Annotated in this window: 14 protein-coding genes; 2 read left to right on the forward strand and 12 right to left on the reverse strand. The window is 64.3% G+C overall.

Annotated features, from left to right (window positions below; translation table 11 throughout):
• Positions 1-163: 163 nt before the first annotated feature.
• The 7 genes from G3N58_RS06380 to G3N58_RS06410 form a co-directional block, all read right to left on the reverse strand.
• Positions 164-427, reverse strand: coding sequence for a hypothetical protein (locus G3N58_RS06380; RefSeq protein ID WP_167284041.1), 264 nt, complete (start codon positions 425-427; stop codon positions 164-166).
• Between the two features lie 354 nt (positions 428-781).
• On the reverse strand, positions 782-1,054 hold the full coding sequence (locus G3N58_RS06385) for a hypothetical protein (protein ID WP_205998795.1): 273 nt from the start codon (positions 1,052-1,054) through the stop codon (positions 782-784).
• 130 nt (positions 1,055-1,184) lie between these two features.
• Positions 1,185-1,481 (reverse strand): hypothetical protein, encoded by a 297-nt coding sequence (locus G3N58_RS06390; protein WP_167284039.1) that lies wholly within the window; start codon positions 1,479-1,481, stop codon positions 1,185-1,187.
• Between the two features lie 31 nt (positions 1,482-1,512).
• On the reverse strand, positions 1,513-1,776 hold the full coding sequence (locus G3N58_RS06395) for a hypothetical protein (RefSeq protein ID WP_167046027.1): 264 nt from the start codon (positions 1,774-1,776) through the stop codon (positions 1,513-1,515).
• 525 nt (positions 1,777-2,301) lie between these two features.
• A complete protein-coding gene (locus G3N58_RS06400; protein ID WP_205998835.1) occupies positions 2,302-3,864 on the reverse strand; it encodes an efflux transporter outer membrane subunit in 1,563 nt (520 codons plus the stop codon).
• A gap of 14 nt (positions 3,865-3,878) precedes the next feature.
• Positions 3,879-7,007, reverse strand: coding sequence for an efflux RND transporter permease subunit (locus G3N58_RS06405; RefSeq protein ID WP_205998796.1), 3,129 nt, complete (start codon positions 7,005-7,007; stop codon positions 3,879-3,881).
• Positions 7,004-8,128 (reverse strand): efflux RND transporter periplasmic adaptor subunit, encoded by a 1,125-nt coding sequence (locus G3N58_RS06410; RefSeq protein ID WP_241017017.1) that lies wholly within the window; start codon positions 8,126-8,128, stop codon positions 7,004-7,006. The genes G3N58_RS06405 and G3N58_RS06410 overlap by 4 nt, the downstream gene beginning before the upstream one ends.
• Before the next feature lie 242 nt (positions 8,129-8,370).
• On the opposite strand from G3N58_RS06410, the gene G3N58_RS06415 reads away from it, so the two are divergent.
• Positions 8,371-8,988: a TetR/AcrR family transcriptional regulator gene (locus tag G3N58_RS06415; RefSeq protein WP_167046018.1), complete on the forward strand. Its 618-nt coding sequence runs from the start codon at positions 8,371-8,373 to the stop codon at positions 8,986-8,988.
• A gap of 272 nt (positions 8,989-9,260) precedes the next feature.
• Here the strand turns inward: G3N58_RS06415 and G3N58_RS06420 are convergent, their stop codons facing one another.
• A complete protein-coding gene (locus G3N58_RS06420) occupies positions 9,261-9,473 on the reverse strand; it encodes a hypothetical protein (RefSeq protein WP_167046015.1) in 213 nt (70 codons plus the stop codon).
• A 260-nt stretch (positions 9,474-9,733) separates the two neighbouring features.
• Here G3N58_RS06420 and G3N58_RS06425 point away from each other — a divergent pair, with 260 nt between their 5' ends.
• On the forward strand, positions 9,734-10,810 hold the full coding sequence (locus G3N58_RS06425; RefSeq protein ID WP_205998798.1) for a LysR family transcriptional regulator: 1,077 nt from the start codon (positions 9,734-9,736) through the stop codon (positions 10,808-10,810).
• A gap of 91 nt (positions 10,811-10,901) precedes the next feature.
• On the opposite strand, the gene G3N58_RS06430 is transcribed toward G3N58_RS06425, so the two are convergent.
• From G3N58_RS06430 to G3N58_RS06445, 4 genes are all read right to left on the reverse strand, one after another.
• Positions 10,902-11,132 carry a DUF2795 domain-containing protein gene (locus G3N58_RS06430; protein WP_167046009.1) on the reverse strand — a complete coding sequence of 77 codons (231 nt, stop codon included), beginning with the start codon at positions 11,130-11,132 and terminating at the stop codon, positions 10,902-10,904.
• A gap of 161 nt (positions 11,133-11,293) precedes the next feature.
• Entirely contained in the window at positions 11,294-11,545 is a 252-nt protein-coding gene (locus G3N58_RS06435; RefSeq protein WP_167046006.1) for a hypothetical protein, read from the reverse strand.
• Positions 11,546-11,755: 210 nt separating this feature from the next.
• Positions 11,756-13,489 (reverse strand): ClcB-like voltage-gated chloride channel protein, encoded by a 1,734-nt coding sequence (locus G3N58_RS06440; protein ID WP_167046003.1) that lies wholly within the window; start codon positions 13,487-13,489, stop codon positions 11,756-11,758.
• Between the two features lie 112 nt (positions 13,490-13,601).
• On the reverse strand, positions 13,602-14,339 hold the full coding sequence (locus G3N58_RS06445; RefSeq protein ID WP_205998799.1) for a glutathione S-transferase: 738 nt from the start codon (positions 14,337-14,339) through the stop codon (positions 13,602-13,604).
• Positions 14,340-14,395: the final 56 nt, after the last annotated feature.

Raw genomic sequence — 14,395 nt, forward strand, 5'->3', positions numbered from 1 at the left:
GCTTTCGTGGTGTTTTGACGAGGGCTGCGTTGGCTGTGGGGTTTGGCTGATTGAGGAAGGGCAGGTAGTTGTGAGCTACCGTGGGGTTGCTTCGTCGTATAGAAAGACCACGGCAGGATCACGCACCATCAATATTCCCTGCACGGGTTGTTCATCATGATCGTCAGGGCAGCGGGAATTGATCCGGCTTCACGCACAGGCGCTTTTTGATCTCGGGGTGGTAGATCGAGAGGATGCCGAGCGCTGTTGCGCCGAGTCGGTTCGCGATGTTTTCTGTCAATTCTCCGCCGGGAATATCTTCGAGGCGCCATGGCGCAATGACATTTTTTCCGCGCAACGCGGCAAGGTCTGCATCCTTAACCGAGAAAACTTCGAGTTGCTGCAATTCCGGGTTATACGAAACAACAAACGATTTTGCGGTGACCATAATTACTCCGTGGCTGGTTGCGTTGGCGTCCAGTTGATCGGCTCCGCAGTTGTGATCTGAAGGCGCTTACGAAGATCGTCGTGTACGCCCGCCTGCATCAGTATCGCCAGTGCACCTAGTTTGCGGGCATCTTCATCATCGATCGGCTGCGAACTATGCTCCTGTGCATCGGGGGAATCGTCATACCGTCGCTACGGGCCAATTTGCGATCAATGACTGACTGCACTTCGCGCCTAAAAACGGTGCATATGCTCAATTGCTGTGTTTCTTCGTCGTAGAAAACGATTGTCGCGCGGGGAGGCTTAGGCATGTCAGTATCCTCTGCAACTCTGGTAATTGGAAAACGCGCGCTGCTTATTCATCAGTCGTGGTTGGCGCCGGAGTAACTTTGATATGTGGTTTCAAATCGGGATTGGACAGCGCTAACAGATTTAGCGTTGCACCGCCGAACCGTCGAGCGAACTCGTCGTCCAGTGAGTAACCGTAGTCGGCGAGAGGCAATTCCATAGGAAAGAGACGTTGAGTAACGGCCAGTATCTTTTCAACGTCCAGGGTATACGAGATGAGCGCCTGCTTTTCTTCGGACCACATGACGACGACACATCGCTTGTTTGGGTGGTTTGCCATTAATAGTCTCTACATTGATCCGGCCCATTTTCATGTCGAGGCTAGCTCTGAAATGTATGTTGTGGGCACAGTACATAAGCCCAGGAGTATCGATACATGTTCTCTGCTATTACGCATGCGCCCGTTCCGGTTACTTTTCGTCGCACTGAGGCGGCTCGGGATGCCCGATTGAGTCCGGATGAGGGGTGACGCTGATGTATTGCTTCAATTCCGGTTGATGCACGGCCAGAAGGCCGAAGATAACGCCTCCGATGGTTCGGGCCGATTCATCATCAAGTTTGAAGTCAACATCTTCAAGAGGCCATGGAACAATCAGGGCGGAATCCATCCGTCTGGCAAGCGAGTCCCGATACAGCGTGCAAATTTTCAGTGCCTGTTGATCTTCGTCGTAAGCGATGACGACGCATCGCGGTGGCCTTTTTTCCATCTCAATCCCGTCCTCTCAAACTGACCAGCCGTCACGGCAGCGGGAATTGATCCGGCTTCACGCGCAGGCGCTCTTTAAGCCCGGGGTGGTAGATCGAGAGGATGCCGAGAGCACATGCCCCGAGGCGATTGGCGACGTTCTCGGTCAGCTCACCGCCTGGAATGGCATCAAGACGCCACGGAGCGACGACGGCGTTCTCACGCAGCGGCGTGAGGTCTGAGTCTTTGAGCGAGCACATTTCGAATTGCTGAAGTTCCTCGTTGAATGAGACGACGAAAGAGTGTGGTGTGGGCATGACCTGGAATCCCCCGCATTGGTTGTTGAGTCGGAACGCCGTCCATACCCAAGTCAGATCAGCGGGCAAACGTATCATGGCGTCGAATCGCGTATGACAAAAGAATGAGGCCCCGAAACCGCTGCAAATGCTGAAGTACATCTCTGGCAGCCTCGGGAGCGCACTTCGTGGCAATTGACGATAGCGTGCAACATTGTGGGAGACTGTTATCGTCCTGGTCGATGTATTGCTTGGTTCGCAGCCAGGAATTGATCCGGGCCCTTACCAGGCCGTAGGTCTATTTCCATGGGACATCGGGCGACCGACGATCGGACATGACCGGAAGTAAAACCCCGAAGCCTCGCCGTTGAGCGACAGCGGCACCAATACTCGCCCGTCAGAGAATCAGATCGACAGGCTCATTTCGCGCCGCCCGGACAAATCCCCGTTCGTTCAATGCGTTAGTGCGCTTGTCAGAGAGTTTTCAACAGGCTCTTCAACATAAACTGGGGATAAGTACGCCATGCTCCCTACGGAATCCCATGTTTAGTTCGGCACGTTGGCATTTGTCGCCGTATCCGACGCCGCCGAAGCCGCAGCCGCAGGCAACGACGCTCCCACCTCACTCACCGGCGGATTCCCCATCGCCTGAAACAACGCCGCCGTGTCGGTCAGCCGCGCGCTCGTATAGCGGATCTCGTCGAGCTGCGCGTTGCGCCACTGCTGCTCGCTCGAGCGCGTCGATGCAACGGGCAGCGCGCCGAGCCGGTAGCGCGCCGACGTCTCGTTGAACACGCCCTGCGCCGAGCGCGCGGCGACGTTGGCCGCATCGAGCGATTGCGCGTCGTGATCGAGTGCGGCGAGCGTATCGGCGACGTTCTGGAACGCGGCGAGCACGGTCTGCTTGTACTGCGAGACCGTGGCCTCGTAGGTGTCCTGGGCCGCGCGGCGCTGCGCGAAGAGCGCACCGCCATGAAACAGCGGCTGCGACAGCGACGCGCCGAGGCTCCAGATCGCGCCCGCGCCCGACAGCGCGACCGGCCAGCTAAAGCCGCCTTGTCCCATCGACGCCGACAGCGACAGGCTCGGGAACATCTGCGCGGTCGCCACGCCGACGTCGACCGCCGCGGCCTTCAGCGCGGCGTCGGCGGCCTGAATATCGGGCCGCGAACGCAGCAGTTCCGAGGGCACCACGACCGGCACCTGCTCGGGCAGATGCAACTGCCCGAGATCGAGATCGGCGGGCGCGGCGTCCGGCGTGCGGCCGAGCAGCACCGCGAGCGCGTGGCGCGTCGTCAGCCATTGCTGCTTCAGCGCCGGCAGACTCGCCGACACGCTGGCCGCACTCTGCTGCGCGTTCAGCAGATCGGCATGCGATACCGCGCCGAGTTCATAGCGCCGCGCGGTGTCGCGCGCCTGATCGTTGGCGAGGCTCACAAGCCGTTCGGTCGTGTCGATCTGCGCGTGCAACGCGGCACTCGTGAGCGCTGCGCTCACGATGTTCGCGGCCAGCGCGCGGCGTGCGGCATCGAACTGATAGACCTGCACGTTCACGCGCGCGGCAAGTGCCGCGTTCGCGAGGCGCGCGGCGCCGAACAGGTCGAAGGTGTAATGCGCCTGCAACTGGCCGACGAACACGTTGTACAGAAACGTGTTCGGCCCGGCTTCGGGAATCGCGAGCGCGCGATTGCGCGTCGCCTGGCCGCCCGCGTCGATGGTCGGCAGCAGCGAACTGCCGACCTGCGCGCGCAACTGCTCGCGCGCGGCGGCGAGACTGCGGTCGGTGGCCGCGAGCGTCGGACTGTTGCGCAGGCCTTCGTCGACGAGCGCGTTCAGCGCATCCGAGCGGTATAGCTTCCACCACTCGGGCACCGGCTGCGCGCCGCTCACGAACTGCTGCGCGACGCCTTGCGCGGGCACGGTTTGCGTCGGCAATGCTTCGGCGCCGTAGTGCGCGGGCTGCGGCATCGCGGGCGGCTCGCCGCTCGGTCCGAACGAGCAGGCGGCGAGCAGGCAGGTGACGCTTGCGATGCTCGCGGCGAGCGGGATGCGTGGGATGCGGGCCCGCGCATCGAAGCGCGGGCGGCGAGGGAGTGCGGGAATCGCCATGCGGGTGCTCATGCTCAGTTTCCGGTATGCGCGCCGCCGGAGCCGGCGGGCGTCGGCGGCTCGCGCTCGTCGGTCCGCACGCGGAACGACGCGGCATACAGCGCGGGCAGATAGAACAGCGTGAGGATCGTCGCGCTCGTGATGCCGCCCATCAGCGCGGTCGCCATCGGCCCGAAGAAGTTCGAGCGCAGGAGCGGGATCAGCGCGAGCACGGCGGCCGCGGCGGTCAGCGTGATCGGCCGGAAGCGCCGCACGGTCGCGCCGACGATCGCATCGAAACGCTTGTGTCCCGCGGCGATGTCCTGTTCGATCTGATCGACGAGAATCACCGAGTTGCGCATGATGATGCCGAACATCGCAATCACGCCGAGCATCGCGACGAAGCCGAACGGCTGGCCGAACAGCAGCAAGGTGAGCGCGACGCCGATCAGCCCGAGCGGCGCGGTCAGCACGACCATCAGCACGCGCGCGAAGCTTTGCAGCTGGATCATCAGCAGCGTCAGCACCGCGATCACCATGATCGGAATCTGCGCGTTGATCGAGGTTTGTCCCTTCGCGCTTTCCTCGACCGAGCCGCCGATCTCGATGCGGTAGCCGACCGGCAGCGTCGCGCGGATCGGTGCGAGCGCGCGGTCCACCGCGTGCGTGACGTCGATGCCTTGCGCACCGGCCGCGACGTCGGATTGCACGGTGATGGTCGGCTGGCGGTCGCGTTCCCAGATCACGCCGTATTCGAGGTCGTTGCGCAGCGTCCCAAGCGTGCCGAGCGGCACCGGGCCGTTCGGCGTCGGCATCGCGAGCGCGGTCAGTTGCGACGGGTCGACGCGCTCGGCGCGCGGCGCGCGCAGATCGACGCTGATCAGCTTGTCGCGTTCGCGATACTGCGTGACCGTGTAGCCCGAGAGCGTCATCGCAAGGAAGCTCGAAATGTCTTCGGACGTCACACCCAGTTCGCGCGCGCGTTTCTGGTCGATCTCGAAGTGCGCCGAGCGCTCGGCCGGTTCGTCCCAGTCGAACTGCACGTTGCGGGTGCCGTTGTTCGCGCGCATCGCCGCGGCGACGCGCTCGGCGATCGAGCGCACGGTCGCGATGTCGTCGCCGCTCACGCGGAACTGCACCGGATAGCCGACCGGCGGCCCGTTTTCGAGGCGCGACAGGCGCGTGCGGATCGCCGGGAAGTGGTCGCGCAATTGCGGTTCGAGCCACTGCGCGAGCTTCTCGCGATCCTTGACCGACTTCGCTGTGACCACGAACTGCGCGAAATTGGGCTGCTGCAATTGCTGATCGAGCGGCAGATAGAAACGCGGCGCGCCAGTGCCGACGAAGCTGACCGTGTGGTCGATCTCGGGGCGGCCTGCGAGCGTTTTTTCCAGGCGCTCGGCCTGGCGCAGCGTCGCGTCGAACGACGCGCCTTCGGGCAGCCGCACGTCGATCAGCAATTCCGGCCGGTCCGAACTCGGGAAGAACTGCTGCGGCACGAGCGAGAAGCCGGCCATCGCGAGCACGAACAGCAGCACCGTGATCGCGAGCACGACGAAGCGCCGCTCGATGCACCAGCCGATCCAGCCGCGCAGACGCGTATAGAAGCGCGTGTCGTAGATGTCGTGTTCGTGATCGTCGGGCTCGTGCGCATGGCGCTTGCGCTCGGGCAGCATGTGATAGCCGAGTAGCGGAATCAGCACGACCGCGGCGAGCCACGACGCGATCAGCGCGATCGCCGAGACCTCGAAGATCGAGCGCGTGTATTCGCCCGTGCTCGATTTCGCGAGCGCGATCGGCAGGAAGCCGGAGACGGTCACGAGCGTGCCGGTCAGCATCGGAAACGCGGTGCTCGTGTAGGCGAAGGCCGCGGCGCGCGCGCGGTTCCAGCCTTGTTCGAGCTTGACCGACATCATCTCGACCGCGATGATCGCATCGTCGACGAGCAGCCCGAGCGCGAGCACGAGCGTGCCGAGCGACACCTTGTGCAGGCCGATGTCGAACAGGTACATGCACAGCGCGGTGACGGCGAGCACGACCGGAATCGAGATCACGACGACCATGCCGGTGCGCACGCCGAGCGACACGAGGCTCACGATCAGCACGATCGCGACCGCCTCGGCGACGGCTTCGAGGAAGTCGTCGACCGAGCGCGCGACCGCGTGCGGCATGCTCGACACTTCGACGAGCCTGAGGCCCGCGGGCAGCGCCGCGCGCAATTGCGTCATCTGCCGGTCGAGCGCCTGGCCGAGACGGATCACGTCGCCGCCCGGCTGCATCGTCACGCCGATGCCGAGCACCGGTTTGCCGCCGAAGCGCATCTGCGTGACGATGGGATCGTCGTAGCCGCGCTTGATCGTGGCGATATCGCCGAGACGGAACGTGCGGTTGTTGATGCGGATCAGCGTGTCGGCGAGTGCGTTGACGTTGTTGAACTGGCCGCTCGGGCGCACGAATACGCGGTCGTCGGTGGTGGTCAGGGTGCCCGAAGGTGCGATCGTGTTCTGCGCGTTGATTGCCTGACCCAGTTGCTGCGGCGAAATGTCGAGGCGCGTGAGTTGCGTGTTGGCGATCTCGATGTAGATGTGCTGATCGGGGTCGCCGAAATAATCGACCTTGCCGACGCCCGGCACGCGCAGCAGCACCGTGCGCAACTGGTCCGCGTAATCGTGCAGTTGCGCGGGGGAAAAGCCGTCGCCTTCGAGCGTGTAGATGTTCGTGTAGACGTCGCCGAACTCGTCGTTGAAGAACGGTCCCTGAATGCCGGGCGGCAAGGTCGACGCGATATCGCCGACTTTCTTGCGCACCTGGTACCATGTTTCGGGTACCTGACTAACCGGCGCCGAGTCTTTCATCGAGAAGAAGATCAGCGATTCGCCGGGGCGCGAATAGCTGCGCACGAAGTCGATGTAGGGCGTTTCCTGCAGCTTGCGGCCGATGCGATCGGTCAACTGCTCCTGCACCTGGCGCGCGGTGGCGCCGGGCCAGAAGGTGCGGATCACCATCACGCGGAACGTGAAGGGCGGGTCTTCGGATTGCGCGAGGCGCGTGTACGCGAGCACGCCGAATGCGGTGGCGAGCGCGATCAGGAACACGACCAGCGCCTGGTGGCGCAGCGCCCATGCGGACAAGTTGAAGCGTCCCTCTTCATGCGGCGTGCTCATGAAGCGAAGTCCTCGGGATGTAGCGGCGCGATCGTGCGGACCTTCTCGCCCGCGCTCACGGTGTGCACGCCTTGCAGCACGACGCTTTCGCCGTCCTTCAACCCTTCGCTGACGACGATCGTGCGCTCGTTGTAGCGCACGATCGTCACGCGGCGCAGTTCGAGCGTGTTGTCCGCGGCGCGCACGACCCAGACGGCCGGCTGCTGGCTGTCGTGAAACAGCGCGGTGACGGGCAGCGTGAAGAGGCCGTGCTGCGCGGCTGCCGTGGCGAGCGGCAGGGCGGGCGTGACGTCGGCAGTCATGCCGAGCCGCACGTCCGGGCCGGCATCGGCAAGCGTGAGCCTTGCGCGCCAGGTGCGGCTTTGGGGATCGGCAGCGGGCGAGAGTTCGCGCACGCGCGCACTGAACTGGCGGCCCGGCAACGCGGCCAGCGTAACGCTCGCGCTTTGCCCGACCGCGAACGCGGCGAGCGCGCTTTCCGGCACGTCGCATAGCACGTCGGTGTCGCCGCTCCACGCGAGGTTGTAGACGGCCTGGCCCGCCGATACGTTCTGGCCGGTGTCGGCCTGTTCCGCCGTGATGACGCCCGCATGACCGGCGACGAGCGTGGTGTACTGCAACTGGTTCTTCGCGAGCGCCAACTGCTGCTGCGCCTGATCGCGTTGCGCCTGCGCGGACGAGTAGGCGTTGCTGGTCTGCTCCAGTTGCGCCGGGGCGATCAGGTTCTCTTTCGCCTGGGCCTTGTCGCGCTCGAATTGCTGTTGCGCATAGACGAGATTGTGTTGCGCGGCGTCGAGTTGCGCCTGCGCGCTGGCGGCGCTTTTCTGCGCATCGGCGGGATCGAGCAGGGCGACGACCTCGCCGTTTTTCACGACATCGCCGAGCCGCACGCGCCGCTCGATGATCTTGCCGCCGACCCGAAACGACAGCGGCGTCGAGTAGCGCGCCTGCACTTCGCCGGGCAGCGACGCCGCCTGCAGCGCCTCGCCGTCCGCATGCACGGCGAGCGCGACCACCGGACGCGGCGCGGGTGCCGCGGCTTCTTTCTTCGAGCAGGCCGCGAGGAGCGCCGCGCCTGCCAGCACGACGGCACACGTGCGGAGCAGGAGGCCATGACGCATGGACGGGGGAGACTGCTGGCGCATCGCAGACGATGCGGGAGAACCGGGACGCTTCACAATTACCCCAACTGGAGACAGCGAACGAACACGGCAAGCCGCGGCGGCCCGCCAGCGAGGACCCGTGCGCCGATCATGCAAATGGCATACGGAACCGACTCTGAATGATGCCTTGCATTCTAATACACAGCTGTATTTGAATGTCGAGGTGAATCGGAATTCTTTTCGGTGCTAGACTTGCGCCCATGAAACGGCAACGACTGACAAGAGAGCAAAGCAAGGACCAGACGCGGGAGCGTCTGCTCGATGCTGCGCAGACGACTTTTATGAAGAAAGGTTTCGTCGCGGCGAGCGTCGAAGATATTGCGGCGGCTGCGGGCTATACGCGCGGCGCGTTCTATTCGAACTTCCGCAGCAAGACCGACCTCTTTCTCGAATTACTGCGGCGCGATCACGAAACGATGCAGGCGGGGCTGCACGCGATCTTCGAGAGCGCGGCGTCGCGCGAGGAGATGGAAGCGCGCGTGCTGCATTACTACAGCACGCTGCATCGCGAGAACAAATGCTTCCTGCTGTGGGTCGAGGCGAAGCTGCTCGCGGTGCGCGACGGCCGTTTCCGGCCGCGTTTCAACGCGTTCATGCACGAGAAGCTCGAACAGCTAGCCGCGTATATCCGCGAGTTTTCGGTGCGGGTCGGCACGCCGCTGCTGATGCCGCCCGAGCAACTGGCTATCGGCCTGATGGGCCTGTGCGACGGTATGCACTTCTTCTATTCGGTCGATCCGCAGAATGTGCCGACGGAGAAGGTCGAAACGGTGCTGGCGGGATTTTTCGCGCGTGTGGTGTTCGGGCGCGAGGCGTGAGTTTCGGCTTGGGGGAATGCAGGGGGACTGCGCAGCCGGGCTCCCTCGAAGGTGGGTAGCCTTGTGGCACGGCGCGCGATCGTCAGATGGTCGCGCGCAGTTGAAATTGCGCCGAAGCGAAGCGGAGGGAAATGCGGTGAAGCCGTATTGAATTCGCGCAAGAATTACAAAAACGCGCGCAATCTACGAGCAGACCAGGCGAACTGAACGAGCGCAACGCGCGACCCAGTCTGGATCGCGCGTCGGATACGACAAAACGGAAACAGCGAAAATCAGTCGACCGGCAATTGCGCGCAGAGGTCGGCGGCCGGTGCCGCGCAAGCGAACGCATATTGGCCGCTTGTATTGATGATCTTTTCCCCCGCGTGCAGGGCGACCTTGATGTCCGGGCAACGCTCGTAACCGATGTAGGCCGAGCTGGCCGCAGCGGACCAGCAGACAAGCGTAAACGCGATTTTTTCCAGAAGATGAAAGCGATGTGGCATGGCGGTAATTTCCTTTTGGCCGCCATTTTACCAGTTAACTAGGGTTTATACCTAGCTAAAACCCATAATAGACTCAAAAATAGTGGTGCGGCAGTCAAGCCGCATCGAACCTGACGGGAATGTCATGTCCAGGTCAGGGTTGGGACATGATCCGATCGATACAATCGGTTCATCGGGCAAACCCGCGCGCGCTCCTGGCGCACGGGTCGACAGGCGGCAAGCTCGCGCCGGCCCGGCTTTACCGAGGCAGGAGTCGTCCCATGAATCAACTGCAGTCGATGCGCGTGTTCGTCAAGGTGGCGGATCTCGGCAGTTTCGTCGGCGCGGCAGGCGCACTCGATCTGTCGACCGCAGTGGTCACGCGGCACGTGGCGGATCTCGAAGCGCGGCTCGGTACGCGCCTGCTTAACCGCACCACGCGTCGTCTGTCGCTGACCGAGTCCGGCGCGACCTATCTGGAGCGCGTGCGCCATATTCTCGCGGACCTCGAAGGCGTCGAGCAGATGGTGGTGGCGCGCAATCACGAGCCCGTCGGCACGCTGCGCATCGTCGCGCCGGTCGTGTTCGGGCTGCATAGTCTCGCGCCGGTCGTGCAGTCGTACGCGGCGCGCTATCCGGACGTCCTGCCCGATGTCACGCTCGCCGACCGCAACGTCGATCTGGTCGAAGAGGGTTTCGACGTCGGTATTCTGGTCGCGCGACACATGCGCAGCGCGAGCATCGTCACGCGGCGTTTGACGACCGGCTACATGACGGTCTGCGCAACGCCGGCTTATCTCGCGCAGCATGGCACGCCAACGCGCCCCGAGCATCTGCTGCAGCATTCGTGTCTGAGCCGGCCGGCCGAGCAGAGTGGCGGCGAGGAGCGCGTGTTCAAGGGGCCGGACGGCGAAGTGCGGGTGCGGCCCGTCAACGCGATCGCCGCGAACAATACCGAAATGCTGCGGCAGTTCGCCTTGCTGGGCATGGGCGTGGCGATCCTGCCGAGCTATCTGATCGGGCGCGATCTGGCGGCGGGGCGCCTCGTGCGTCTGCTCGACGATTACAGTCTGCCGCCGATCGAAATCACGATTGCCTACCCGAGCCGTCTGCATCTGCCGGCGAAGGTGCGCACCTTTATCGACCACCTGGTCGATCATTTCCAGCCCGGTAGCGGTCTCACGCGCGATTCGCGCGGCGTGGCGTTCGCGCCGTCCGTCGCGGAGCCGGTGTTCGGCATGGCGGGGGCCGACGATTTCGACGCGCCCGAACTGCCGGATGCATTGCGTGAAGCAGACGAACCGGCGCGCCGCGTACCGCATGCATCGCGTGCCCGGGTGGCGGCGCCGCAGTTCTGATTTCCGTCTGATTGATCGCGGCGTGCTGCTCACGGCAGCCAGGACGGCCTAGCTATACGCACGGCTAGCACGGCCAGCGCGGCCGCCGCGCCTAAGCCCCTAGCCCCGGACCATAGTTGCCGCTGATCAGTCGCGTGACCGACGCAATATCCACGTAGTCCTGCTCCGGCATGCCGTCGAGCATCGCCAGCACTTCGTTGCTCGCGCCGGCTTCGCGCGCGGCGTCGACGAGCGCGTCCTTATTGGTCGGAAAGCGGACTTCGCTGAGAAGATCTGCGATCTGCAAATCGATCGATTCGCCGGGGATGTCCGAGGCAGTCATGCGCATGCTCCTGTGCTTGCTGTTGTTATGGCCGCGGCGTCTTCTGCGGAGAGCCCGATGGCATTGCCGGGGGGCCGCGAGCGCATCCGGGCACCATGCGCCCCGGCTTTCATCGTAAAACTATTCAGCCGCTCGCGCCGGGTACGTCGTCGAGTCCGAACTCAGGTTTGCAGATGCTCGTTCTGCCCGGTGAGGCTGCGCTCCAGATGGCGCGATTTCGGCAGCGCGATATGTTCCCATTGCTGCGGACGGTCGTCGGTGCTCGATACGCCGGGGGCAGGCGGCGCGACCGGCGCGGCGTTCGCGCGTTGCGCGAGCGTGGTGGAATCCGCGCTGTCCGGGGCGGTGCGAACCGGGGCGGCAAAGCACGAGGCGGACAGCGTCACCATGGTCAACAGTGTCGAGGTTTTCATCGCCCGACCTCCTAAGCTCATGCGGCGCTGACAGTTGAGCAAACCCCGTGCCGTTCCCGCGTCGAAAGGAAGGCGCAAGCTACAGGCGGCGTGGCGATGCACGGCCGATGCTCATTTACCATCTTAGATGGCAAATCCTGCCATGCGCGCACATTCGTGACAAAACCGCATTGTAGATTTCAGATGATGGCACGAATGCGGCAGCACCGCCTAGCGCGACGGATTCATGCGGAAGTACGCGTCGAGCAGCGATGTCTTGTAGACCACACCCGCGAGCGTCGGATGCGCGGTACTCTCGACCACCGGCAGCCGCTCGCCCTGGAACGCCATGAAGTGCTGCAGCGCGACGCCGAGCGACATGTCCGGCGTGAGCACGTCGAAATGCGGCTGCAGATAATCGGCGGCGGTCTTCGCCGACGTATCGCGTTTATCGAGCAGATCGGACGTGATGTCCTTCAGCGCGACCACGCCGAGAAACGCGCCCGACTCATTGGCGACGTACAGATACTTGACCGGATATTCGAGGAATACGCGCGTCATGTCGTGCACGGTCGCGTTCGGCGGCACGACCGTCTGCGCGGGACGGATCAGCTCGCGCATCTGCGTCGCGCGCAGGCGCGTGCGCTCCTGTTCCTCGCGATTGCGGCGCAGCGTGATCTCGTACATCGAGGTCTTGCCGATCGCGCGCGAGATGAAATACGCGACCACGCACGACACCATCAGCGGCAGCACGACCTGGTAGCTCAAGGTCATCTCGAAGATCATCAGGATCGCCATCAAGGGCGCCTGGGTCGCGCCGGCGAGGAAGGCACCCATGCCGACCATCGCATACGCATAGGCGGCCGAGGTCGCGTGCGGCCACAATTCGTGCATGCCCTGGCCGAACAGCGAGCCGACTGCCGCGCCGACGAACAGCGTCGGCGTGAAGACCCCGCCGACCGCGCCGGAGCCCGCGGTCGCCGCGGTCGCCGCGAGCTTGCAGACCAGCACGACGACGAGCGCGCTCCAGGTCCACGGCGAGTGCAGGATCGAGTTCACGACGCTGTAGCCGTTGCCCCATACCTCGGGCTCCCAGGTCGAAATGATGCCGACGATCAGGCCGCCGAGCGCAAGCCGCAGCGGTAGCGGCACAGGCAGCTTGCGAAAGCTCGCCTTCGACGCGTCGAGCAGCCGCAGGAATTGCGGCGCGGCCGCTCCGCACAGCGCACCGAGCGCGACGAAAAGCAGCACTTCCACGCCGGTCACGGTCGGGAACACCGGCATTTCGTACGGCGGCTTGTAGCCGGCGAATTCGCGCATCGTGATGTTCGCGACGACGGCCGCGACCACGACCGGCCCGAAGCTCTCCATCGCGATCGAGCCGAGCACGATCTCGGTGACGAAAAACGCGCCCGCGATCGGCGCGCTGTACGCGGACGTGATACCGGCCGCCGCGCCACAGGCCACCAGAAGGCGCAGCCGCGGCGGATCGAAGTGGACCCAGCGGCCGATCAGCGAGGCGCCGAGCGCGGCCAGTTGCACCATCGGACCTTCGCGGCCGATCGAGCCGCCGCTCGAAATCGTGAACAGCGACGACACGCTGCGCCACAGGCTCAGCCGGACCGGCACGACGCCGTCGCCGATCGCGACCGCTTCCATGTAGTCGGTGTGCGCGCATTTGTCGGCATGACGCTGGGCGACCAGCAGAAGCAGGCCGGCGATCAGGCCGCCCGCGGCCGGCAGCCCGATGCGCATGGTCCACGGCAGGCTGCGCGCCATGTCGACGAAACTGCCGACGCGCCCGGCCATCGCGAATTGCAGCAGCTCGATGCCCTTGCGAAACACGATGGTGGCAAACGCGCCGGCGATGCCGACCACGACCGACCAGACCAGCATCGTGTGGGCATCGGAGAGACGGAACAGGCGTTGGGCGCGGGTGCGCAGCTTCAGCAGGAATGAAAGCACGTCGACGGTACGGGGCGTGAGACAGGGTTGAGGAAGGCGCACCACAACAGCAGCGCGCCCGCCTTCGATGGCGGGCGCGCTGTCGCGGATGGGCGGGTATCGGCGGCGTGGATCAAGGCGCCGCCTTGTCGAGTTCCGGGTAGTGCCGGAAGACGCAGGCTTCGTTGTGCTCGATGCGCCTGTCCGAGTTCAGATACGCGGCGATGTTCGGCCGCGCCATCACCATGTCGTGCAGCGTGGCGAGCCGCGGATAGTGCTCGCCGAAGCGCTTCAGCGCGCGCGGAAACGCGTACAGCAGACCGTCGATCAGCTGGAACATCGACAGATCGACGTAGCTGAGCGTATCGCCGACCATGAAGCGCTCGCCGGCCGGGTTCTGCTTCAGCACGCGCTCGAAGTACGCCATGAACTTCGGCAGGCGGTGGTCGATGAAGTCGTGCGCGCGCGCTTTCGCGGCGTCTTTCTGGTCTTCGTAGTAGAGCGAGCTCGAGAGCGGGTGATGCGTGTCGTGCGCTTCGGTCACGACGTCGGCGATCGTCAGTTGCAGGCCGTTCGCGACATAGCGCAGGCTTTCGGCCGCCGGCGCGAGATTCAGGCGCGGGCCGAGATAGAGCAGGATATTGGTGGTCTGCGAGATGACGAGATCGCCGTCTTTCAGGAACGGCGGCGCGAACGGCGGATACGGCTCGTCGGGGCTCGCCAGCAGCGCCATCATCGCCTCGGTGCCGAGGCCCTGCGAAGGCTTGCCGCGCGCGACTTCGACGTAGGCCACGCCGGCTTCCTCGAGGGCGAGCCGCACGAATTCGCCGCGGCCCTGCAGGCCGTCCCAGTAATAGAGTTCCAGGCTCATCGATCGATCCTCATTCCGGTTGCCCGCACGCGCTGCCGGAACAGCGCGCGCGGGCG

Source organism: Paraburkholderia sp. Ac-20342, assembly GCF_017104985.1.
GTDB lineage: Bacteria > Pseudomonadota > Gammaproteobacteria > Burkholderiales > Burkholderiaceae > Paraburkholderia.

Coding starts and splice junctions, on each gene's coding strand:
- G3N58_RS06420 (WP_167046015.1), bottom strand. CDS start 9,473: ATGCCACATCGCTTTCATCTTCTGGAAAAAATCGCGTTTACGCTTGTC.
- G3N58_RS06445 (WP_205998799.1), bottom strand. CDS start 14,339: ATGAGCCTGGAACTCTATTACTGGGACGGCCTGCAGGGCCGCGGCGAA.
- G3N58_RS06385 (WP_205998795.1), bottom strand. CDS start 1,054: ATGGCAAACCACCCAAACAAGCGATGTGTCGTCGTCATGTGGTCCGAA.
- G3N58_RS06395 (WP_167046027.1), bottom strand. CDS start 1,776: ATGCCCACACCACACTCTTTCGTCGTCTCATTCAACGAGGAACTTCAG.
- G3N58_RS06405 (WP_205998796.1), bottom strand. CDS start 7,007: ATGAGCACGCCGCATGAAGAGGGACGCTTCAACTTGTCCGCATGGGCG.
- G3N58_RS06435 (WP_167046006.1), bottom strand. CDS start 11,545: ATGAAAACCTCGACACTGTTGACCATGGTGACGCTGTCCGCCTCGTGC.
- G3N58_RS06430 (WP_167046009.1), bottom strand. CDS start 11,132: ATGACTGCCTCGGACATCCCCGGCGAATCGATCGATTTGCAGATCGCA.
- G3N58_RS06390 (WP_167284039.1), bottom strand. CDS start 1,481: ATGGAAAAAAGGCCACCGCGATGCGTCGTCATCGCTTACGACGAAGAT.
- G3N58_RS06410 (WP_241017017.1), bottom strand. CDS start 8,128: ATGCGTCATGGCCTCCTGCTCCGCACGTGTGCCGTCGTGCTGGCAGGC.
- G3N58_RS06425 (WP_205998798.1), top strand. CDS start 9,734: ATGAATCAACTGCAGTCGATGCGCGTGTTCGTCAAGGTGGCGGATCTC.
- G3N58_RS06400 (WP_205998835.1), bottom strand. CDS start 3,864: ATGGCGATTCCCGCACTCCCTCGCCGCCCGCGCTTCGATGCGCGGGCC.
- G3N58_RS06415 (WP_167046018.1), top strand. CDS start 8,371: ATGAAACGGCAACGACTGACAAGAGAGCAAAGCAAGGACCAGACGCGG.
- G3N58_RS06380 (WP_167284041.1), bottom strand. CDS start 427: ATGGTCACCGCAAAATCGTTTGTTGTTTCGTATAACCCGGAATTGCAG.